24 protein-coding genes and 1 tRNA gene are annotated in these 21,605 nt (G+C 46.8%); 16 read left to right on the top strand and 9 right to left on the bottom strand.

Annotation, left to right across the window (positions count from 1 at the left end; all coding sequences use genetic code 11):
• Positions 1–28: 28 nt before the first annotated feature.
• Both ICN12_RS00200 and ICN12_RS00195 read left to right on the top strand, forming a co-directional pair.
• Positions 29–553 carry a gamma carbonic anhydrase family protein gene (locus ICN12_RS00200; RefSeq protein ID WP_216269999.1) on the top strand — a complete coding sequence of 175 codons (525 nt, stop codon included), beginning with the start codon at positions 29–31 and terminating at the stop codon, positions 551–553.
• 20 nt (positions 554–573) lie between these two features.
• Positions 574–1,503, top strand: coding sequence for an AEC family transporter (locus tag ICN12_RS00195; RefSeq protein ID WP_216269998.1), 930 nt, complete (start codon positions 574–576; stop codon positions 1,501–1,503).
• On the opposite strand, the gene maiA is transcribed toward ICN12_RS00195, so the two are convergent.
• On the bottom strand, positions 1,474–2,154 hold the full coding sequence (gene maiA, locus ICN12_RS00190) for a maleylacetoacetate isomerase (protein WP_216269997.1): 681 nt from the start codon (positions 2,152–2,154) through the stop codon (positions 1,474–1,476). The two genes, ICN12_RS00195 and maiA, sit on opposite strands and share 30 nt — an antisense overlap.
• A 79-nt stretch (positions 2,155–2,233) precedes the next feature.
• Between maiA and ICN12_RS00185 the strand changes: the two genes are divergently transcribed.
• Positions 2,234–2,863: a trimeric intracellular cation channel family protein gene (locus ICN12_RS00185; protein ID WP_216269996.1), complete on the top strand. Its 630-nt coding sequence runs from the start codon at positions 2,234–2,236 to the stop codon at positions 2,861–2,863.
• Here the strand turns inward: ICN12_RS00185 and ICN12_RS00180 are convergent.
• Positions 2,850–4,448, bottom strand: coding sequence for a gamma-glutamyltransferase family protein (locus tag ICN12_RS00180; RefSeq protein WP_216269995.1), 1,599 nt, complete (start codon positions 4,446–4,448; stop codon positions 2,850–2,852). The genes ICN12_RS00185 and ICN12_RS00180 overlap by 14 nt on opposite strands.
• A gap of 220 nt (positions 4,449–4,668) precedes the next feature.
• On the opposite strand from ICN12_RS00180, the gene ICN12_RS00175 reads away from it, so the two are divergent.
• Complete coding sequence (locus ICN12_RS00175) at positions 4,669–6,339, top strand: MFS transporter (RefSeq protein ID WP_216269994.1); 1,671 nt, start codon at positions 4,669–4,671, stop codon at positions 6,337–6,339.
• A 92-nt stretch (positions 6,340–6,431) separates the two neighbouring features.
• Here ICN12_RS00175 and ICN12_RS00170 read toward each other — a convergent pair whose 3' ends face one another.
• Positions 6,432–7,052, bottom strand: coding sequence for an MOSC domain-containing protein (locus ICN12_RS00170; RefSeq protein ID WP_216269993.1), 621 nt, complete (start codon positions 7,050–7,052; stop codon positions 6,432–6,434).
• A gap of 49 nt (positions 7,053–7,101) precedes the next feature.
• Here ICN12_RS00170 and ICN12_RS00165 point away from each other — a divergent pair, with 49 nt between their 5' ends.
• The 10 genes from ICN12_RS00165 to ICN12_RS00120 all read left to right on the top strand — a co-directional run bounded on the left by ICN12_RS00165 (position 7,102) and on the right by ICN12_RS00120 (position 14,632).
• Positions 7,102–7,509: a hypothetical protein gene (locus ICN12_RS00165; protein ID WP_216269992.1), complete on the top strand. Its 408-nt coding sequence runs from the start codon at positions 7,102–7,104 to the stop codon at positions 7,507–7,509.
• 54 nt (positions 7,510–7,563) lie between these two features.
• Positions 7,564–7,640, top strand: a tRNA-Met gene (locus ICN12_RS00160).
• A gap of 65 nt (positions 7,641–7,705) precedes the next feature.
• A complete protein-coding gene (locus ICN12_RS00155; protein WP_216269991.1) occupies positions 7,706–8,224 on the top strand; it encodes a DUF2878 domain-containing protein in 519 nt (172 codons plus the stop codon).
• Positions 8,225–8,356: 132 nt separating this feature from the next.
• On the top strand, positions 8,357–9,445 hold the full coding sequence (recA, locus tag ICN12_RS00150; protein WP_216269990.1) for a recombinase RecA: 1,089 nt from the start codon (positions 8,357–8,359) through the stop codon (positions 9,443–9,445).
• Between the two features lie 7 nt (positions 9,446–9,452).
• Positions 9,453–9,989, top strand: a complete 537-nt coding sequence (locus tag ICN12_RS00145) for a RecX family transcriptional regulator (RefSeq protein WP_216269989.1) — start codon at positions 9,453–9,455, stop codon at positions 9,987–9,989.
• A 190-nt stretch (positions 9,990–10,179) separates the two neighbouring features.
• Positions 10,180–11,349, top strand: a complete 1,170-nt coding sequence (sucC, locus tag ICN12_RS00140) for an ADP-forming succinate--CoA ligase subunit beta (RefSeq protein WP_216269988.1) — start codon at positions 10,180–10,182, stop codon at positions 11,347–11,349.
• A gap of 15 nt (positions 11,350–11,364) precedes the next feature.
• A complete protein-coding gene (sucD, locus tag ICN12_RS00135) occupies positions 11,365–12,258 on the top strand; it encodes a succinate--CoA ligase subunit alpha (RefSeq protein WP_216269987.1) in 894 nt (297 codons plus the stop codon).
• Between the two features lie 82 nt (positions 12,259–12,340).
• Positions 12,341–13,048 carry a TerC family protein gene (locus ICN12_RS00130; RefSeq protein WP_216269986.1) on the top strand — a complete coding sequence of 236 codons (708 nt, stop codon included), beginning with the start codon at positions 12,341–12,343 and terminating at the stop codon, positions 13,046–13,048.
• A 121-nt stretch (positions 13,049–13,169) separates the two neighbouring features.
• On the top strand, positions 13,170–13,667 hold the full coding sequence (locus ICN12_RS00125) for a pilin (RefSeq protein ID WP_304608756.1): 498 nt from the start codon (positions 13,170–13,172) through the stop codon (positions 13,665–13,667).
• A gap of 65 nt (positions 13,668–13,732) precedes the next feature.
• Complete coding sequence (locus ICN12_RS00120; RefSeq protein ID WP_216269984.1) at positions 13,733–14,632, top strand: alpha/beta fold hydrolase; 900 nt, start codon at positions 13,733–13,735, stop codon at positions 14,630–14,632.
• A 5-nt stretch (positions 14,633–14,637) separates the two neighbouring features.
• Here ICN12_RS00120 and moaC read toward each other — a convergent pair whose 3' ends face one another.
• The gene (gene moaC / locus ICN12_RS00115; RefSeq protein ID WP_216269983.1) at positions 14,638–15,123 is read right to left on the bottom strand and encodes a cyclic pyranopterin monophosphate synthase MoaC; all 486 of its coding nucleotides are present in this window, start codon (positions 15,121–15,123) and stop codon (positions 14,638–14,640) included.
• A 62-nt stretch (positions 15,124–15,185) separates the two neighbouring features.
• On the opposite strand from moaC, the gene ICN12_RS00110 reads away from it, so the two are divergent.
• A complete protein-coding gene (locus ICN12_RS00110) occupies positions 15,186–16,865 on the top strand; it encodes a M48 family metalloprotease (protein ID WP_255537621.1) in 1,680 nt (559 codons plus the stop codon).
• Here ICN12_RS00110 and ICN12_RS00105 read toward each other — a convergent pair whose 3' ends face one another.
• Genes ICN12_RS00105 through ICN12_RS00085 form a run of 5 tightly spaced genes read right to left on the bottom strand, consistent with a single transcriptional unit; the run spans position 16,866 to position 20,191 of the window.
• Positions 16,866–17,480 carry a DUF2946 family protein gene (locus tag ICN12_RS00105; protein WP_216269981.1) on the bottom strand — a complete coding sequence of 205 codons (615 nt, stop codon included), beginning with the start codon at positions 17,478–17,480 and terminating at the stop codon, positions 16,866–16,868. It abuts the gene before it with no gap.
• A 29-nt stretch (positions 17,481–17,509) separates the two neighbouring features.
• The gene (locus ICN12_RS00100) at positions 17,510–17,944 is read right to left on the bottom strand and encodes a YybH family protein (protein WP_216269980.1); all 435 of its coding nucleotides are present in this window, start codon (positions 17,942–17,944) and stop codon (positions 17,510–17,512) included.
• Between the two features lie 34 nt (positions 17,945–17,978).
• Positions 17,979–19,016, bottom strand: coding sequence for a lipopolysaccharide heptosyltransferase II (gene waaF, locus ICN12_RS00095; RefSeq protein WP_216269979.1), 1,038 nt, complete (start codon positions 19,014–19,016; stop codon positions 17,979–17,981).
• A gap of 45 nt (positions 19,017–19,061) precedes the next feature.
• A complete protein-coding gene (locus ICN12_RS00090) occupies positions 19,062–19,253 on the bottom strand; it encodes a zinc-finger domain-containing protein (protein WP_216269978.1) in 192 nt (63 codons plus the stop codon).
• 14 nt (positions 19,254–19,267) lie between these two features.
• Positions 19,268–20,191, bottom strand: coding sequence for a branched-chain amino acid transaminase (locus ICN12_RS00085; RefSeq protein ID WP_216269977.1), 924 nt, complete (start codon positions 20,189–20,191; stop codon positions 19,268–19,270).
• Between the two features lie 201 nt (positions 20,192–20,392).
• Between ICN12_RS00085 and ICN12_RS00080 the strand changes: the two genes are divergently transcribed.
• Positions 20,393–21,604, top strand: coding sequence for a phosphoglycerate kinase (locus ICN12_RS00080; protein WP_216269976.1), 1,212 nt, complete (start codon positions 20,393–20,395; stop codon positions 21,602–21,604).
• The last annotated feature ends 1 nt before the right edge of the window (position 21,605 follow it).

Genomic DNA, 21,605 nt, shown 5'->3' with positions numbered 1-21,605 from the left:
TAAATATAGCCATTACCTATAATGAGTCATGGCTATATTTGAACTAGATGGAAATGCTCCCCAATTAGCGGATGGAGCTTGGGTTGCCGAGAGCGCAGAAGTGATCGGTAAGGTCGAGTTGCATAAAAATGCCAGTGTTTGGCCTAAGGTAGTTATCCGTGGTGATAACGATCTCATTCAAATTGGTGAGGGCAGCAATGTGCAAGATGCCTCTATTTTGCATACTGACCCTGGCTACCCTCTCGTGATTGGCAAGCAAGTCACCATCGGTCACCAAGTGATGTTACATGGTTGCCATATTGGCGATGGCAGTTTAGTTGGTATTGGCGCAGTGATTTTGAATGGCGCCAAAATCGGTAAGAACTGTTTAGTGGGCGCTGGTGCGTTAGTGACTGAGGGTAAAGAATTTCCTGATGGCTCGATGATTTTGGGTTCACCTGCTAAGGCGGTCAAAACACTCACGCCGGAGCAGATTGCCGGCATTGAAGACATTGCTGGGCGCTATGTCAAAAATGCACAGCGATATCAGCAGACACTGAAGAAGATTGCTTAATCAAATAAAGCATACCTAAATTGCCCTACGTCTTTAATGTCGTCTTTCCGGTATTTGCCCTCATTCTGATTGGCTACATTTGTGGCAGAACAGGTAAGTTAGGTGAAAGCGCATCCATAGAGTTAAATCGCTTTGTCGTCTGGCTTGCCTTGCCTGCACAGTTATTTAATTTCGCATCCAGCAGTAGTTGGCAAACGTTGTGGCAGCCAGGCTTTATTGCCGCTTTTTTTCTGAGTTGCTTAGCCGTCTTTATTCTCGTGCTGGCAGTGAGTCGGTTGCGCAATCAAGATTTGGCGGCAGCGAGTTTTTCTGGGTTGAGTGCATCCTACTCCAACACGGGATACATGGGCATTCCGCTTTGCGTCTTGGCTCTTGGTCAAGATGGCTTAGCCCCAGCAATCATTGCTACTTTTATTGTGTTTGTAATGTTTGCCTTGGCAACTGTACTCATTGAGATTGGTCTCTTGTCGCATAAAAAATCCCATGAAATTATTTGGAGTGTGCTGAAGTCACTGTGCACAAATCCTTTATTGATTGCTCCTGTGGCGGGGCTGTTGTGGTCTTCTACAGACTTAGCCTTATATGAGCCTTTAACTCAGGTGATTGGATTTTTAGCAGCTGCCGCTACGCCGTGCGCACTTGTCTCAATCGGTTTATTTTTGATGCAAAAAGAAAGTGCCGGCCCTAGGCAGGCATGGGGGATTAGTTTTGCAAAATTGATTATTCAGCCGCTGATTGCGTGGGTGATTGCTGGTCCGATCTTGGATTTACCGGCATTGTGGGTAAGCGCAGTCGTGATACTAGCTGCTCTCCCTACTGGTACCGGCCCATTTATGTTGGCGCAGTACTACAACGCAGATGGCAGGATGATTTCTCGGATAGTGCTCTTAACGACGATGGGATCCTTGTTAACACTGTCTTTATTCCTGTGGTGGAGTAAGGGGGTTTGATCCCTCAGCGTCGATTTGATTTTCCCAAGAGGCATCAATAAACGCTGGTAGCGTCATACACTCGTGAAAGATTTTCATGAGGGTTGGGTAGGCAGTCACCGCCATCTTTGCGCTGAGCGCATTAAATATTTGTGGCACCAAACAGATATCGATCAAGCCAGGCTGATCTCCGTAAGCAAAACGACCCACCCTTAGAGCTGCACTCAAGCGCTTTTCTAAACTTTCTAGACCCAAAACCATCCAGTGTTGACTCCAGGCATCTTTCGCTTCCGCGCTAACGCCTAAGTTTTTCATCAAATAGCGCAACACCCTTAAGTTCCCGATCGGATGAATATCAATCGCAATATCCATTGCTACTGCACGCACCCACGCTCGATCGATTGCACTCTTCGGCAACAGGGGAGGGTTTGGCTGAACTTCTTCGAGGTATTCAATGATGGCGAGGGATTGATGAATGGTGTGTTCGCCATCGGCATAGAGGGGCACCAAGCGATTGGGGTTTTTATTGCTGTACTCAAGAGAAGATTGTTCCCCACCATGCTGCACAAGATGTACAGGAAGCACCTCGTATTCGAGACCTTTTAAATTGAGGGCAATGCGAACACGAAAGGCTGCCGAGCTTCGCCAAAAACTATAAAGCTGAGTTTTCATGAGGAATTCCTGGGTGCATAGCCCTTAGTATATTCAGGGTTTGATTGAGCACCCCCTTCGGTGATTTAGACTAAGCTTTATGGATCAAATTAATTTCTGGATTGGCATCATTGCCACGATTGCTTTCGCAGTGACTGGTGTGCTCGCTATTGCCGATCGTGGTGTCGATCTTTTTGGAGTGCTGGTTTTGGGTGTAATAACTGCCATTGGCGGTGGAACGGTACGCGACATCATTTTGGATGTTCCTGTATTTTGGTCTATTGCCCAAATTTATATTTGGGTTGCGCTAGGCGCATGCATAGTCACTTTCGTAGCTGAGTCTTTTTTTACGCAACCACAGATTTATCGCTGGATGCTCTATATCGATGGCCTTGGTGCTGCTCTGTTTGGTATTCAGGGTGCAGATAAGGCTTGGAGCTTAGGATTTGGTTTGCCGGTAGCCCCGGTGATCTTGGGAGTTGTCACCGCCATTGGCGGCGGCTTACTGCGTGACATTCTGGCCGGCAGAAAAACATTACTGATGTCGCATGAGCTCTACGCAATCCCTGTTACTTTGGGTTGCTGTATCTACATCCTGATTTTGAATTTCTTGCCCGAGTACACGCTCGTGGGCTCAGTGGTTTGTATGCTGGCAATTTTTGGATTGCGCGCAGCTGCCATTCATTGGGATCTGCGCGTACCCAAATTGTTTATTACTAAAACGCGCTAACGGCGCCATCACTACGGGGGTCCCAGCCGCCGCGCAGAGTGCCAGATGGATCGCGAATGATGCAGCCGGCATGACCTACGGTTTCATCAAAGGCATCCAGCATTTCAATCTCATGTCCTAGAGCATGGAGTTCTTTGGCAACCCAGGGGCTAAAGCGTGACTCTAATTTCAAGCTATCGCTGGTTTGACCCCAAGTTCGCCCTAGCAACCAACGTGGACGACTAATCGCATCTTGTGGGTCAAGTCCGTATGTTGCTGTGCGTGTAAAGACAGCGCACTGGGTTTGGGGTTGACCATCACCACCCATCGTGCCGTAGACCATCGACCGGCCATCCTTAAATAAAGCCATCGCTGGATTCAGTGTATGAAATGGCTTGCGATAGGGCTCAAGGTGATTCAGTGTCTTTGGATCCAAAGAGAAGCTACAGCCACGGTTCTGCCAATTCACGCCGGATTTGGGTAGAACGATACCGGCACCAAACTCGTGATAAATACTTTGGATAAAGGAAACGCAATTCCCATTTCCATCAATGACGCCCATCCAAATCGTGTCGGCCGGTCCTTTGCCTTGACCCCATGGCAAGGCTTTTTCGGGATCGATATTTTTCGCCAACTTCTTTAAGAAAGCGGGGGATAAGAAAGATTGTGCATTTCTTTTCATGTACGCCGGGTCAGTAACAAATTGGTCACGTACCTTGAATGCTTGCTTGGTAGCCTCAACGCAGTGATGCACATATTGGGCGCTGTCCACTTTAAAGCGCTTGAGATTGAGTTGATCCAATATGCCAATAATCATTAAAGACACCACACCTTGGGTTGGTGGCGTCATGTTGTACACATTGCCCAGGCTATGCTTTAGTTCAAGTGGGTCAATCAGTTTGGCCTGGTGGCGATGAAGATCTCCGAGTCTGAGGGGGCTACCAATCTCCGCCAGTTCTTTAGCAATCAGGTCTGCCAAATCACCGCGGTAGTAATCCTGCGTTCCTTTGCGAGAAATTTGCCGCAAAGTCTTTGCAAGACGTTCTTGCTTAAAGATGCTGCCCACCTTGGGTGCTTGGCCATTCTCTAGAAACGTGTCTGCAAAACCAGGAATGTCGATGAGTTCCCCGCGTTTTTTGGTGGTGAGGCTAGATTGACTGAATGTGACAGGTACACCAGCTTCGGCATAGTGAATCGCATCCGCCAGAAGGCGCGATAAAGGGAGTTTGCCGCCCAAACCTTGTTTTGAGAGTTGGTGAGCTGCATCCCAGCCTGAAATAGTACCTGCAACAGTATTGGCTGCAACGGCCCCCCTAAAGGGGATGGCGGAGGTGATGCCACGCTCGGCGTACCACTGTTTACTTGCCAGGCCAGCCGCTGCGCCGCAGGCATCAATGCCGCCCATCGCTTTGCCTGGGGAGTGAATCACCCAAAATGAGTCACCGCCAATAGAGTTCATGTGGGGATAAACAACTGCAATCGTCGCTGCAGCAGCAACCATAGCCTCTAATGCATTGCCACCATCGCGCAGAACTGCTAAAGCTGATTCAGATGCTAGTGAGTGTGGCGCTACCGCCATTCCTCGAATTCCCCATTTTTGTTGCATGGTTATTGGTTCCAAATAATGAATGTGTGGTGTTGTTCGATGTTTCTATTAGACGCTAGGCCAATAAATGTTGCTTTATCACCTCTAGTTTGCTGTTTTCTCGGGAAAACCCCGATCCGATTTGATGGGGAATTACCCTAAGTAGTGGATTTCTTTGAATTTTTTCAAAGCATAATCGACCCGTTGTTTTTTATTTAATAAAAATAGTTAGGAGCTACTGATGTCAACATCAACTAAAGCAGCCCCAATGACCGCTGAAGAACGCAAAGTTATTTTTGCTTCCTCTTTAGGTACGGTTTTTGAGTGGTACGACTTTTATCTTTACGGTTCATTGGCTGCCGTTATCGCCAAGCAGTTCTTTTCAGGCCTAGATGCAGGCTCCGCCTTCATTTTCGCATTGCTTGCATTCGCAGCCGGTTTTATCGTTCGCCCATTCGGCGCTTTGGTATTCGGTCGCTTAGGCGATTTGATTGGTCGTAAATACACCTTCTTGGTGACGATCCTCATCATGGGTGGTGCTACGTTTATCGTTGGTATTCTGCCTAACTACGCCACTATCGGTGTTGCTGCTCCTGTGATCTTGATCGCATTGCGTATGCTTCAAGGTTTGGCTTTGGGTGGTGAGTACGGTGGTGCTGCAACTTACGTTGCTGAGCACGCTCCTCACGGACGTCGTGGTGCATACACAGCTTGGATTCAGACAACAGCTACTCTTGGCTTGTTCTTATCCTTGTTAGTGATTTTGTTCACACGTGAATTCACTGGTCCAGACTTTGATGTTTGGGGCTGGCGTGTTCCGTTCATCCTTTCTATCGGTTTGTTAGCTGTTTCAGTTTGGATCCGTTTATCAATGAACGAATCCCCAGCTTTCAAGAAGATGAAAGATGAAGGCAAATTGTCTAAAGCGCCTTTGACAGAGTCATTCGGTCAATGGAAGAACTTGAAGATTGTTATCTTGGCATTGTTTGGTCTGGTTGCAGGTCAAGCGGTGGTTTGGTACACAGGTCAGTTCTACGCTTTGTTCTACCTCACGCAAGTATTGAAGGTAGACGCTAAGACTGCAAACTTGTTGATTGCTGCTTCATTAGTAATCGGCACACCATTCTTCGTGGTCTTCGGTGCTTGGTCTGACAAGATCGGCCGTAAAGTGATCATCATGGGTGGTTTGTTATTGGCTGTTATTACATACATTCCAAATACACCAGTTTCCGTATTTAATGCTTTGACCCACTTTGCTAACCCAGCGTTAGAAAAAGCAATGGCCACTGCACCAGCTACGATTACTGCTGACGTGAATGAATGTACATTCCAGTTCAACCCAACAGGTACAGCGAAGTTCACAAGTTCTTGCGATATCGCAAAACAAGTGATGGCTTCCAACTCTGCTAGCTATAGCACTGTTGCTGGTCCTGCTGGCGGTGTAGCTGTTGTGAAGATTGGTGATACAGAAATCACTGGTTACTCTGCTAAAGGCTTGGCTCCAGCTGATGCGAAAGCAAAAGATGCTGAGTTCAAGAAGGCAATTCGTGAGGCATTGAATGCTGCTGGATACCCAGCTAAAGCAAACCCAGCTGACATTAACTATGTTGCTGTATTGCTCTTGTTGGTGTACTTGGTGATCTTGGTAACCATGGTTTATGGTCCAATTGCGGCGATGTTAGTTGAGATGTTCCCAACTCGCATTCGTTACACTTCTATGTCCTTGCCATACCACATTGGTAACGGTTGGTTCGGTGGCTTGTTGCCAACGATCTCCTTCGCCTTGGTAGCGCAAAACGGTAACATTTACTACGGTCTCTGGTACCCAATCATCATCGCAGCGATGACATTGGTAATCGGTGTACTGTTTGTTAAAGAAACAAAAGACGTAGATATCTACGCTAAAGACTAAGCTTCACTAGTCTGTTTCAAAAACTAAACCCGACCACTAAGTGGTCGGGTTTTTTTATTGTCTGAATGAACTCCAGTGATTAATTCAAAAGATTAATTCCAAATATTTTTTTGATTGCCTCGATTAAAGAGGGCATGATTTTGATCGGCGATGGACGTCAGTCTTTGGCCGGGTAGCACCTGTATTTCAGTGCCTGCTGAAAGTGTGCCTATTTGATTGACGCGTAAGTACCACCCGCTAAAGCCCGATTGCAGCATTGCTTTGGCTGCGCCTTTGTAGCCCATCTTGGCATTGAACTTAAAGCAGGGTTCACGTAGTTTGACTACAGTGAATTCAAGATCGCCAATCTGCATTCTGTCTCCAACATAGACTTCAGTTTCTAGTAGACCTTCGATGGTGAAGTTTTCACCAAAAGCGCCATACGAAAAATCAGGAAGATCCACTACCCCTTTTGCTTCTCGAGTTAAGAGCGCGTTCCAAAAAGCGTAGTGCTCACTTGGGTAAACATAGATTGCCTTCTCGAGTCCGCCATGTACCGATAGGTCTGCTTGCTCGTCCCCCGAAACGCCGAGTCGAGTGATTTCAATAGGGGTGGGGGAGGCAAGATTACTGATCGATTGTTTGTTAATAGCCGAGGCGACTTTGGAGTAGTTCGGATGATGAGAGCCAAAGAGGGGTATTACTTTGCCAGAAGAGATTGATAGAAGGCGCATAAGTGCAGATGACTGATAAGATGAAATGATCGAACTAGGAAAGTAAATAATGCATCTTAATAGCTTAGTAGTGACAGCAATTCTTTGCGCCCTTGCAAGTCAGCCAGCATTTGCCAAGTGGGATGAGGAGCGGGATGTCACCACCAACGGCAAAGACGAGTTGGTTTATTACTACAAGGCCAATGATCAAGGGCAAAAGCTAGTCTTGGATAAATACGTCAAGCGTCTGATTTTTATTCAGCCTGATCGTCTCCACAAGCGCACTATTCGACAAATTAAGGTGGATGGTCAGCCCATAGAGGTCATGAGTGATCCCTTTTCGCGTTTCCCGGAGCAAACCGCCATCACCTTTGAAAATAAGGATGAGGTTCTTAAAAAGCTCTTTTTGGCTAAGAAAATAGAGGTTTTCGTCCGCTATAACCGTGATGAGACGGTTAGCGTCTTTCAGATAAAGTAGAGCAAGCCCTTTGGTTTAGACATAAGGCGCCCGATCATTTACAATTACGAGTTCGGCGATTTAGCTCAGTTGGTTAGAGCGATGGAATCATAATCCACAGGTCCGGGGTTCGAATCCCTGAATCGCCACCAAATCAAATGGCCATTGCCTTCCGGCAGTGGCCTTTTTCTTAGGTAATTTCGCTTGGAGCTGATCGATGGCTAAATTTTGGAATTTCGTACTTTTCCAAATCGGTTGGTTTGCCTGCATTATTGGGGCTGCTAATCAGCAGGTATTTTGGCCTGTGGCGGGTACCCTGCTCTACATTGCGATTCATATTTACTACTCCCCTCGGCCAATTTTGGAGCTCAAGCTGGTTCTCAAAGCGGCATTGTTTGGGGTGGCAGTTGATACCCTGGTTGCCAATTTAGGTTTTTTGAGCTTTGAAGATGCTTGGCCTAGTGCCTATTTGTCACCTGTTTGGATGTGGACTTTGTGGGCATTGGTAGCAAGCACTATTAATGGGTCTTTATCTTGGCTCCGTGGCAGACCAGTGCTTGGGGCAGTTCTTGGCGCTATCGCCGGACCCCTATCTTATGAGGCGGGAATACGTATGGGCGCAGGCTCATGGGGGGCTCATGGGCAGTTAGGCGGTCTTATTTTATTGGGAATCGTTTGGGGTGCTGCCATACCAATTTTTTTCTATTGGCATCGTTGCCATGTGGGCTCTACCTGAGTGCGAAATCAGTAAATTCTTTTAAAAAGTTGCTTGCAAATAGTACTGTTTTTATATACAGTAAGTCGTATGTTGACAAAAAACTCAAGAAACTCAAAAAACAGCCTAACAAATAGTGAAAAGGGAGCAAACATGGCCTTGGACGATAAGAGAAAATCAGCCTCATCAGAATTTGACGGCATGAGCGGAGATAAGCAAAAAGCATTGACTGCAGCCTTGGCACAAATTGAGAAACAATTTGGAAAGGGCTCAATCATGAGATTGGGCGATGCAGAGATTCATCAAGATATTCAAGTGGTTTCAAGTGGATCCTTAGGTTTAGATATTGCACTTGGAGTCGGCGGTTTGGCGCGTGGGCGCGTGATTGAGATTTATGGCCCCGAGTCTTCAGGTAAGACCACACTCACTTTGCATGCGATTGCCGAGATGCAAAAGATTGGTGGAACTTGTGCCTTTATCGATGCTGAGCATGCTTTAGATGTTCAATACGCTTCACGCCTTGGTGTAGATGTTAATAATTTATTGATCTCACAGCCAGATACAGGCGAGCAGGCTTTGGAAATCGCTGATGCTTTAGTGCGTTCAGGCTCCATCGATTTAATCGTCATTGACTCTGTAGCCGCCTTGGTTCCGAGGGCGGAGATCGAAGGCGATATGGGCGATTCATTACCGGGCCTGCAAGCCCGCTTAATGAGCCAGGCCTTGCGTAAGCTCACTGGTGCAATCAAGCGTACCAATACCACCGTGATCTTTATTAACCAGATTCGCATGAAGATTGGTGTGATGTTTGGTTCGCCTGAAACCACTACGGGTGGTAACGCGTTGAAGTTCTACGCTTCTATGCGTTTAGACATTCGTCGTATCGGTAGCATCAAGAAGGGCGATGAAGTGGTTGGTAACGAGACCCGTGTGAAGGTAGTGAAGAACAAAGTTTCCCCTCCATTCCGCGAAGCGATCTTCGACATCATGTACGGCCATGGTATTTCACGAGAAGGTGAAATTATCGATATGGGTGTTGAGGCCGATATCGTCGAGAAATCAGGCTCTTGGTATGCATACAACGGTGACCGCATTGGTCAAGGAAAAGACAATGTGCGTGAGTTCTTAAAAGAGAACCCAGCCATTGCCCAAGATATTGAATCTAAGATTCGTGCGAAATTGGGCGTAAAAGCTGGAACAGCGGTAGTGAGCGATGTTTTGAGCGAAGAAGAGGAAGCGTAATCCTTCGATGTCAGGATTTGGCGGCACCGTTAAAAAAGGTAATAAACAAAGCCCGAGTCTCAAAGCTCGGGCTTTGCGCCTTTTGTCGATGCGAGAGTACAGCCGCAAGGGCTTAGCTGCCAAACTTCAAGAGTCCGCAGCGAGGATGTTGAAGTTTGAACCATCTGAAGGGGATTCTGAGATGCCGGCGCCAGAAATACCCCTTGCGACTCAGATAGAAGCAGTTTTGGATGATTTTGAGGCTCGCGGCTGGCTTTCTGATCAGCGCTTTGCGGAGGCCTTGGTTCGGCGCCGGAGCGAGCGGTTCGGCGCCCGAAAAATACAAGACGAGCTTGCACAGGCTGGGGTAGACAGCGCAAAGACGGCAGATCTCCTCAAGAATCTCAAAGAAACTGAATATCAGAGGGCTTATGAGCTGTGGTTGCGCAAGTTTGGGGCCTTGGCAACAGAGCAAAAAGAGCGAGCTCGCCAGTATCGCTTTCTGGCCTCCAAGGGTTTTAGCTCGAGCGTGGTGTCCAAGGTGGTGGCAGGGCGCCTCGACTAGGGCAAGTACGGAGCCAATATGCCATGTTGCCGCATTGCAGCATGATAGACTTATGGAGTCGGTCAAGCCATTCCCATTTATTGAGGTGAATTTTTTTAAAGTTCATCATTTGGTAAATAGGCGATTAAGGTGAGATCGGTTTTACTAATCCTCATCGCTTGCTAAAAAAGATACCGTTTCGGGAGTAATAATGAAAATTCACGAGTACCAAGGCAAAGAATTACTACGCCAATTTAATGTGCCTGTTCCAAATGGCATCCCTGCATTTAGTGTTGATGAGGCAATTAAAGCTGCCGAAAAACTAGGTGGCCCAGTATGGGTTGTTAAAGCGCAAATTCATGCGGGTGGTCGCGGTAAAGGCGGCGGCGTGAAATTGGCTAGAAGCATGGACGAAGTGAAGAAGTACGCTTCTGAAATTTTGGGTATGCAATTAAAAACCCATCAAACTGGACCAGAAGGTCAAAAGGTAAATCGTCTCTTGATTGAAGATGGCGCTGATATTAAAAAAGAGTACTACTTTAGTATCGTTACCGACCGTGGCACACAAAAGAATGTGATCATGGCGTCTAGCGAAGGTGGCATGGATATCGAAGAGGTTGCAGAATCTCACCCAGAAAAAATTATTAAAGTATTTGTGGATCCATTGGTTGGTTTGACAGATGCTGATTGCCAAATCATTGCAAAAGGCATTGGCGTTCCAGATGCTTCCATTCCAATGGCAAGTGATGTATTTAAGAATTTGTACAAGACCTATTGGGAAACCGATGCTTCATTGGTTGAAATCAATCCATTGATTCTTGAAGGTAATGGCAAGATCAAAGCACTTGACGCTAAATTCAATTTTGATCCAAATGCTTTGTATCGTCATCCAGAAATCGTGGCTTACCGTGATATCGATGAAGAAGATGCAGCAGAAATCGAAGCTTCTAAATTTGACTTGGCTTACATTTCACTTGACGGCAACATTGGTTGCTTGGTGAATGGTGCTGGCTTGGCAATGGCTACGATGGATACGATTAAGTTGTTTGGCGGCGAGCCAGCAAACTTCTTGGACGTTGGTGGTGGCGCTACTGCAGAGAAGGTTACTGAAGCATTCAAGATCATGCTCAAGAACAAGAGTGTTGAAGCGATTTTGGTGAACATTTTCGGCGGCATTATGCGTTGCGATGTGATTGCCGATGGCGTAGTTACTGCGTGTAAAGCGGTGAACTTGACTGTACCTTTGGTTGTGCGCATGAAGGGTACCAATGAGGAGTTGGGCAAGAAGATTCTTGCAGACTCTGGTTTGCCAATCATTAGCGCAGATTCAATGGCTGAAGCTGCTACTAAGGTAGTTGCTGCTGTTGCGAAAAACAAATAATCAAGGAACTTCAATATGTCTATTTTGGTAAATAAAAATACTAAAGTAATTACCCAAGGTATTACTGGTAAGACCGGCCAATTCCACACTGAGAAGTGTCAGGAGTACGCAAACGGGATGAACTGTTTTGTAGCCGGTGTAAATCCGAAAAAAGCAGGCGAGTCTATTTTCAATATTCCAATTTATGGAACTGTAAAAGAAGCTGCTCAGCAAACTGGTGCCACTACTTCTGTAATTTATGTTCCGCCTCCTGGCGCTGCTGCTGCAATTTGGGAGGCCGTTGAAGCTGACCTGGATTTTGTTATTTGTATTACTGAAGGCATTCCAGTCAAGGATATGCTGGAAGTGCGTAACAAGATGACTGCAAAAGAAGCTGCTGGTGGCAAGAAGACTTTGTTGCTTGGCCCAAATTGCCCTGGAATTATTACTCCAGATGAAATCAAAATCGGCATCATGCCTGGCCATATTCATAAGAAAGGTCGCATCGGTGTTGTTAGCCGTTCCGGTACCTTGACTTATGAAGCGGTTGGTCAATTGACAGCGATTGGTCTAGGTCAGTCCACGGCAGTAGGTATTGGTGGCGATCCAATCAATGGCTTGAAGCACATTGACATCATGAGAATGTTTAATGAAGATCCAGATACTGATGCAGTCATCATGATCGGTGAAATCGGCGGTCCAGATGAAGCTGAAGCAGCTCGCTGGTGCAAAGAAAACATGAAGAAGCCAGTAGTTGGCTTTATCGCTGGTGTAACAGCGCCTCCTGGAAAACGTATGGGCCACGCTGGCGCATTGATTTCTGGTGGTGCCGATACTGCAGATGCCAAGCTTGCCGTTATGGAAGAGTGTGGTTTCAAAGTTACAAGAAATCCTTCAGAAATGGCAGCTTTGCTTAAAGCTATGTTGTAATCAAAAAAGCATGCTGATTCGTCAGCATGCTTTTGTAGTACCCAGCAGTCAAAATTAAAAAATATAAAAGTACGGAGACATTATGGATTTTTCAGCATTTTCTGATGCGACGTTTTGGGCGGCCTTACTCTCCATCATCGTTGCGAATATTCTCTTGTCTGGGGATAACGCAGTAGTGATTGCATTGGCATCACGCAATTTGCCACCAGCTCAACAAAAGAAAGCAATTTTTTGGGGAAGTGCCGCGGCTATCATTTTGCGGGTAGTTCTAACGATTACCGCTGTCGCTCTGCTAACGCTCCCATACCTAAAAATTATTGGCGGAATTTTGCTCGTCTACATTGGCGTTCAGTTGTTAGCTGATAGTGAAGGTGAAGAACATATGGAGGCCAAAACCAGCATTTGGGGCGCTATCCGTACGATCTTGATTGCTGACTTGGTTATGAGCTTGGACAATGTGTTGGCAGTTGCTGCTGCAGCCCAAAAGGGTCCAGAAGAAACTCGTCTACTGTTGTTGATTATTGGTCTGGGGATGTCTATTCCACTGATTGTTTTTGGTAGCGCCATGTTGCTTAAGGTGATGGAGCGTTTCCCATTCATCATTACTTTGGGCGCAGGTCTATTGGGCTTCTTGGCTGGCGGCATGTTGGTTGATGATCCGGCAATAAAAGATGCTATCCAGGCCGCGCTTGGTGATGCAAAGTTGGCATTTGAGGTTGTCGGTGTTGCTATAGTGATTCTTCTAGGTAGCTATATGAAGAAAAGGAACGCAGCTAAAGCAGCGCACTAATTTTCTTTTGCATTAATCAGAAAAGCCGACTTCTAAAGCCGGCTTTTCTTACATTTGGATATCTTGAGTTGACTGGGTATAGACTGGATGATGGGATATTTAAGCTCAGGAGCCAATGAATATGTCTACACAAGATCAGCAGCAAGAATCTGGTTTTACCTTAATCGAAGTGATGGTGGTGGTTGCCATCATTGGCATCTTGGTTGCCGTTGCAGTCCCTCAGTACCAAGATTACATTGCCCGCAGCAGGATCGTAGAGGGTATGAATCTTTCCTCTAGCGCTAAGCTGGCAGTGACAGAAGCTTTTGCAAGCAGGGGCACTGTAGCAATGGATGAGGCAACTCATGGTTCATTTACCTTTGTGCCAACACGCAGTGTGAAGCTTATTGAAGTAGCACCTTCGGGAGTGATTACAATCGATTTTCAGAATAATGTGGCGCCAGAAGGCAAAAATACTCTGCACCTCGTGCCCACGAATGATCCGGATGCCAGCGTTCCGAAGCCCATCGATCTATCCAAACCAAGCGGCTCTGCTTGGGCTGGTGGTTGGTCATGTCGCTCGACAGAAGCCAATTTACTGCCTCAGCTTTTACCTTCTGAGTGCCGCAGTAGTAAATAAAGTTATTAACAGCGGATCTAATAGAAATGAAGTCACCCTCAGGTCGCATTTGTTAAGCTAAGCACATGAATACGTTATTTGCAAAATTAATCCAATGCTTTGCCATTATTTTTATGTTGCTCGCTACTGCGAAAGCGGAGCCACTGCTTGGTGCACCATGTGCAATTGAGGTAGAGAGCAAGCAAGTTGGGGCCGGGTCAATTGAGTATATGAAAGCCGGTGGAGGTACGCCGGTCGTCTTATTGCACGGACTTTTTGCGCAAAAGGAGCAATGGATTGAAGTGACCTGCAAGCTATCCTCTGCTGGTTTTATGGTGTTTGCGCCAGATTTACCGGGATATGGAAAAAGTATTGATTTTCCAGTAGAGGATTACCGCTTAGAGAATCAAGTAGGGCTCTTGCATCGATTTATCGATTTACTGGAACTTCGGAAAATACATATTGCAGGGAGTTCGATGGGTGGTGCTATTGCTAGCATGTATGTCAATAAGTACCCAGGCCAGGTTTATTCCTTGGCATTTGTTGGGTCTCCGCTAGGCATAGGTCCATGGGGGGTCAAAGTCAAAGATGCACTCTCTCAAGGTATAAACCCATTCATTCCGATCACCATAGACCAATTCAATTTAGAGATGGAGCTGTTGTTTTACAAGCCACCAGAAGTTCCAGAAACGATCAGGGATCAATTGCTAACGGATTATCAGCAATCCAATCAACATTACCAGCAGGTTTGGAATATTGTGAATTTATATATGAACCAAATTACAAAGAGTTCTCCAGCCCGTATTCCGACCTTTATAATCTGGGGTAAGCAAGATGAAATTTTTACTGTTGGCGGGGTGGGTGCCTTGCAATTGAAGTACCCAGGCAATCAACATTACATCATGCCCGACGCCGGACATTTACTGATGTTAGAAAAACCCAAAGAAGTTAGTCTTAGGTATATTGGGTTTTTGAAGCGGAGGTAGGTTTCTTAAATCGGGTTTACCGACTTCCATTCCCCAGACTTGCCTCCACTCTTCTCAAGCAGCTTGATGTCGCCCATGACCATGCCTCGGTCGATTGCTTTGACCATATCGTAGATTGTGAGGAGGGCAACTTGAACTGCGGTGAGGGCTTCCATTTCCACCCCGGTAGGTCCCGTGGTTTCAGCTCTGACCTGGCAGCTAATGCTGCTGGTGTCTTTGTCTAGGGTAAATGCCAGACTGACGTGTGTCAGGGCTAGTGGGTGACAAAGCGGGATCAAGTCCGATGTCTTCTTGGATGCCTGAATACCTGCAATTCTGGCGATACCTAAAACATCTCCTTTTTTATGGGTTCCTGCCTCAATCATGCTGAAGGTTTCTGGCAGCATAGTGATCTTGCCGCTTGCAATAGCAATTCGATGGGTATTGGGCTTGTCCCCAACATTGACCATATGGGCTTGGCCGCTGACATCAAAATGAGTTAGTTTGTTCATGGGATAAGTTTTACCATATAGGGATGCAAGTCATAAAGAGATCACAAAAATCATCGTTATTTATGCGAATTTTGGCTGGCCAATTGATTTTGGCCTTGGCTTGGCCAAGCGCTGGCCTTGTTTATGCGGCTGGACCTGCGCCTACCTCGGTTACGGGAGATGTCTCAGTGCAAGGCGACTCTGCTGCCCTGCAAAACTTGGGCAGAGCAGTTCAGTCGCCAGATGCTCGCTCTTCGAATTTGCCTTCACGCAATACACCCCTGATACAACCGAGTTTTGTATTGCCAGATATGGGCGATCCTGGGGGTGATAGCTTAAGCCGCATGGATGAGAAAAAATATGGCGAGATGATCATGCGCCAGATTCGTCCTGATCCTGATTATTCCAATGACTTGCCCATCTATGATTTCTTAAATCAGATGGAGCGACGCTTATTACAGGCAGCAAAACGTTTGCAATTAGGTGGCGCTAACGAGCAAGGAGGTGGTGCTTACAACTTTGAGGTATTTGCTGTTAAAGATAGCAGTATTAATGCGTTTGCTTTACCGGGTGGCTTTATCGGCTTTCATACGGGGTTATTGGTTAGTGCTGAATCAGATTCTGAAGTGGCTTCAGTTATGGGGCACGAGACCGGACACGTTTTACAGCGGCACTTGGCACGTCAGATGGATAAGCAAACCACGAATACGATGATTGCCCTCGCCGGCATACTGTTGGGTGCCTTAGCTGCCTCACGTAATCCTGGCGCTGCTTCTGGCCTCATGCAGGGAGGTCAGGCTTTGGCTGTGAATAACCAACTCTCTTACTCCAGAGATGCTGAGCGCGAGGCGGATCGCATTGGCTTTCAGATTCTGGCGGCGAGTGGTTATGATGTGAATGGCGCACCAGGTTTTTTCCAGCGCCTACAAAAAGCAACAGGCATCATGGATAGCGGTGTTCCATCCTATGTACGTACTCACCCATTAACTACTGATCGTATTGCGGACATGCAAGACCGTGCTCGCAATATCGCCAATAGAAATGTACCGACAGCGGTGGAGTTTTATTTCATAAAAGCACGTGCTCGTATGGAGCAATCTGGAAGCTCTAGTCAGATGTATGACTTAAAAAATACCTTTGAGGGTTTGAGTAAACAGTCGATCCCCGGGAAGCAAATGGAAGGGTTTTATGGGCTTGCATTGGTTGCCCAAAAACAAGGTAAGTTTGATCAGGCTGTTAGCTACTTGCAACAAGCGCGCAATCTAGCGAATAGCGCTAGCGCACCAGGATCACCTGTTCAGCGGCAAAGTCTTTCTTTGGACATTACCGCTTCAGAGTTGGCATTAGCCAGGGGTAAGAGTGAAGAGGCATTGCAAATTGCCCAAGCTACTTTAAAAGCCTATCCCCAGTCCTATGCTGCCGGTGCAGCGATGATGAATGCCTATCTCAAGCTTGGTCGTACCAATGACGCCATTACCTGGCTAAGGGCACGAACTAGGTTGCAGCCCAATGAAGTAGTTTGGTGGACCATGCTTTCTAATGCGTATGACCAGGCAAAGAATGTGCCCATGCGTCATTACGCCCTTGGGGAAAAATATGCGCTTGAGGGTGCGTGGCCTTCTGCAATTGAGCAACTCAAGATTGCTAGATCTTCTGGAGGGGCAGATTTCTATCAGGCTTCCAGCATTGATGCGCGGCTTCGTGAAATGCAAAAGCAATACCAAGAAGAGCTAAAGGAGCAGGGCAAGAATATGCCCAGCTAATTAATTGCTTGGTGCTTTGATAAAGTGAAAGCGGTGACTTAATTCTGCTGAGTGGATGGGTTCAATCGGCATATCTTTACCGCCCCATTGCCAAGACCCCTTAAAGCTACAGGCATCTTCTTGGACTTTGGACTGCTCTGAAAATAGATCTAAATCATGATCATGCAAAAGCGCGACCGATAGAGATTCTGTTTTAGTAAATGCCGTGCCATCGATTTGATCGGAGAGTGATTGCGAGATTAAGCCAGTGATGTAGATATTGCCTTTTTCATCACTCAGAGCGCTATGTGGTTTCATTTCTGTGCCGCATTGGGTTAGCAGCCGATAACCCCCTTCACTAGGCATCATCCTTGCAATCCATGGCGTGGCATCTAGTGTGACGAACACTCTTTGAGGGCCATTCTGAAAAAAGTATCTACCTAAGGAGTCATGCGCATAATTTCTACCAATAAATTCATTCAGGGCAGCATGTTGAATGACATTACCAGGTAATTGATTTGCTTGAGCATACTCATCGCGCATACGCCATTGGCCACGACGATCTAGTGCTAGCCAGCCGAAGCAGTGTGGAACGTTGGGCCACTTAATCAGAGACCGCAGTACTTGCTCATCCATCAGACAGCAATCCTTTTAGCGTTAACTAATTAATGCAATCCGTGTGGAGTGGAGGGTGCATCAAAAGTATCTTCGGTAGAGTGACTGGCATGGAGATGGGCAATGCGCCAGCCTTGACTATCCTGCAGTAGGACCAAGGTGATATTGAGAAAGAACGCTGCCTCAATTTGATCGGGTTTAAGGTGAACGGCCTCAGTGGTGTCGTAGACCGCAGCCCCTAAAACGGAGTGACTAATACAGGCAATCGGCTCTAGAAAGAGAGCCTGTTTTGCGAGGAGGCGATCTAGACCTGCGCGAATTTCTGCATGACCACTTAGGCGTTGACCCTCTGGTAGAACGCAGGTAATTGAGTCATCGTCTAGCCAGATTGCCAGAGCACCTTTAACGTCCCGATGCTTTAATGCATCACGCCAAGCCTCCACTACATCATCGGCATTGTGAAAGAGTCTGGCAAGTTTGGGCATGGCTTACTTTCTGATGATCTGAGAAGCTACAAAATTAATGGAGTGCTTGGATGGTGTTCAATACAGTTTCAGGCAAGATATCGTTTAAACATTTGAGATGCCCTAGGGGGCATTCTCTTTTATGGCAGGGGCTACAGGGCAAGTTAAGCCAAATCACTTTGGCTTTATCAGATAGTGGTGGCGTATGGTGCGGATCGCTTGAGCCAAAAATTGCTACCTGCGGAACCTTCAATGCAGCACCGATATGCATTAGGCCAGAGTCATTGCTAACCAGCGCTTTACTTACGCCGATGAGTGCAATCGCTTCATCGAGTGAAGTATCGCCGCACCAGTTATGTATCTGAGAGGTGTTCGCTGCTAAGGAAGTAATTTCCTCGCCCAAGGCATGATCTCCCTTGCTACCAAGAAGAATCACACGGACATCGGCTTCATTGCCAATTAATTTTTTCGCGAGATCGGCAAAGTGCTCAGTAGGCCAGCGCTTTGTTGTTCCATACTCAGCACCTGGGCAGAGCACGTAAAGAGATTTTTCATTGATGGAGTCTGCTTGCAGTTTTATGCTGACCGATTGTTTGGCTATCGGTGAAACATTCAGTTTAGGATCGGCTCGATGACTGGTATCCATCTCATGTGAGTGATCTAGCGCATTGCTGAGTGCAAGGTAATGATTCGCCATTGGGGGACGATTCACTTTGCTTGGGTTATCTAAAGCAATATTGATGAGCCCAAAGCGCATCTCTCCACGATAGCCAATACGGAAAGGAATATTAGCAAGCCAAGGAATGAGGGCAGACTTAAAGCTATTGGGTAATACAAAGCAGGCTTCATATTGATTTGCTTCTAGCTGCCTTGCTAATTGCTTGCGTAAACCCCATTGCAATTTTTTGTGCACGAGGCCGGCTTCAATGACTTGACCAACTTCAGTGCATGCTCGGTAAATGGGTGCAACCCAAGGACTTGCCAGTACATCAATCTGAGATTGTGGGTAGAGCGTCTTGATATTGGCCAGTAGAGGCTGGGACATTACTGCATCACCAATCCAATTGGGGGCGATGATCAGAATACGGTTCATATGAGGTATCCCGATACAGCACCCCGGTATGGGGTGCTGATAGGCTTAGTGCCCGTGGGGCTCGGTACCAGGAATGAGCTTGTACTCAGTGCCGCAGTAAGGACACTTTGCTTGACCCGTTTTAGCAACATCTAGAAATACGCGTGGATGTGAATTCCAGCTAGGGGTTTTATTGGTTGGGCAATGTAAAGGCAAATCGGTATTGCCATCAATCATCACAACTTGAGCTTCACTCATTCTCTGATTTCCTATTACTTAACGTATGTCAGCCAAGATTTGTATTTATCACTTCTGCCGTAGACGGCATCAAAATACGTCTTCTGAATTTTCTCGGTAATTGGACCGCGCTTGCCATCACCAATGGTACGGTCATCCAACTCACGAATTGGTGTTACTTCAGCAGCAGTGCCGGTAAAGAAGGCTTCATCTGCTGAATATACTTCATCGCGTGTGATGCGCTTTTCGCGCAACTCGAAACCAAGGTCTTTGGCAATTTGCATAATGGAGTTACGGGTAATGCCGTCTAAGCAAGATGCAAGATCTGGGGTGTAAATGATTCCATTGTTAACAATGAAAATATTTTCTCCAGATCCTTCGGATACATAACCCTCTGTATCTAATAGCAGGGCTTCATCGTAGCCATTGGCTGTCACTTCTTGGTTGGCCAGAATGGAGTTAATGTAATAGCCAGAGGCTTTAGCGCGTACTAGTGAGGAATTCACAAAGTGGCGGGTAAATGAGGAGGTTTTAACGCGGATACCCTTATTCAGGCCATCTTCACCCAAATATGCACCCCATTCCCAGGCGGCGATCGCGGTATGAATGCTGTTACCTTTTGGCGAGATCCCGAGCTTTTGGGAGCCGATAAAGATAATTGGGCGAATGTAGCAAGACTCCAATTTATTGCTATTGACCACGTCGATGATGCCGTTGGTAATCTGCTCAGGAGTCCAGGGCATATTCATCTGGAAAATCTTAGTTCCATTAAATAGGCGCTTAACGTGCTCAGAAAGGCGGAAAATGGCGGTGCCTTGGGGTGTTTTGTAGGCACGAATGCCTTCAAATACGCCCATTCCATAGTGGAGACTGTGGGTGAGCACATGAACATTGGCCTCACGCCAGGGAACGAGCTTCCCATCGGACCAAATAAAGCCATCGCGGTCGGACATCGACATTTTCTCTACCTTTTAAATATGTAATAAATTGGGTGATTCAATTCGGTAAAACGGGGCGCCAGGTAGGGGGTTTTGGCCCCCGGACCCTGGAAAGCGTCCAAGCCTTTATTGTAGAGCAGACAGCCCAATTCCTTTGGGGTGGGAAGCTCAGACGATTTAGAATGGAGCATTCCCCATAAACCACTAAATTTACCCATTCTCATGCCGGAATCTCTATTTAAAGTTAAACGCCTTAGCGAACTAGCTGCAACAGGTCTTTTAAAGGGAAAGCGGGTTTTAATCCGCGCTGACCTTAATGTGCCCCAAGACGATGTCGGCAATATCACAGAAGACACTCGAATTAGAGCCTCCATGCCGGCAGTTCAAATGTGTTTGGACGCTGGTGCAGCCGTGATGGTCACATCTCACTTAGGGCGCCCAACTGAAGGGGAGTTCAAGCCCGAAGATAGCTTGGCTCCAGTGGCCGACCGAATTGCTACTCTCTTAAATCGTAAAGTCCCATTAATCAGTAATTGGGTGAATGGGGGTTTTGAAGTTAATCCAGGCGAATTGGTGTTGTTAGAGAACTGCCGCCTCAATGTAGGTGAGAAAAAGAATAACGATGAGCTGGCCAAGAAGATTGCCGCTCTGTGTGATGTGTATGTCAATGATGCTTTCGGAACCGCCCACCGTGCTGAGGCGACGACACATGGTGTAGCGAAATTTGCGCCTATTGCTTGCGCAGGCCCTTTAATGGCTGCCGAGTTAGATGCATTGAGTCGTGCTCTAGCCAGCCCTAAGCGTCCTTTGGTGGCAATTGTGGCGGGATCTAAGGTGTCTTCGAAACTCACCATACTCAAAGCCTTGGCTGACAAAGTGGATGAGTTGATAGTGGGTGGTGGCATTGCAAATACATTTATGTTGGCAAAAGGCTTGCCGATTGGAAAATCATTGGCTGAGCCAGACCTCGTTGATGAAGCTCGTGAAATTATGGAGATCATGGAAAAGCGCGGTGCGCATGTTCCTATTCCTGAAGACGTGGTTGTTGCAAACGAACTTTCTCCATTGGCTCGTGCCAACCGAGTTCCTGCAGATCAAGTGGCTGAAGATGACATGATTTTGGATATTGGCCCTAAAACCGCTGCGCGTTTATCTATCATGCTGGCGCATGCCGGCACGATTGTGTGGAATGGCCCATTAGGCGTATTTGAGATTGATCAGTTTGGCGGCGGCACTAAGATGTTGGCGGCAGCAATTGCCCATTCACCAGCGTTTTCAATTGCTGGTGGTGGCGATACTCTGGCAGCCATTGCGAAGTACGGCATTGAGAATCAAGTGGATTACATCTCTACTGGCGGCGGCGCTTTCCTGGAGTTCTTGGAAGGCAAAACCTTGCCAGCCTTTGCAGTACTTGCCGAAAGAGCGAAAGAGTAAA

The sequence above is a fragment of the Polynucleobacter sp. AM-25C3 genome (genome assembly GCF_018882335.1).
In the GTDB taxonomy this organism is placed as follows: domain Bacteria; phylum Pseudomonadota; class Gammaproteobacteria; order Burkholderiales; family Burkholderiaceae; genus Polynucleobacter.
The sequence above is the reverse complement of the archived record's forward strand: the minus strand, read 5'-3'. Positions and strand labels throughout refer to the sequence as shown.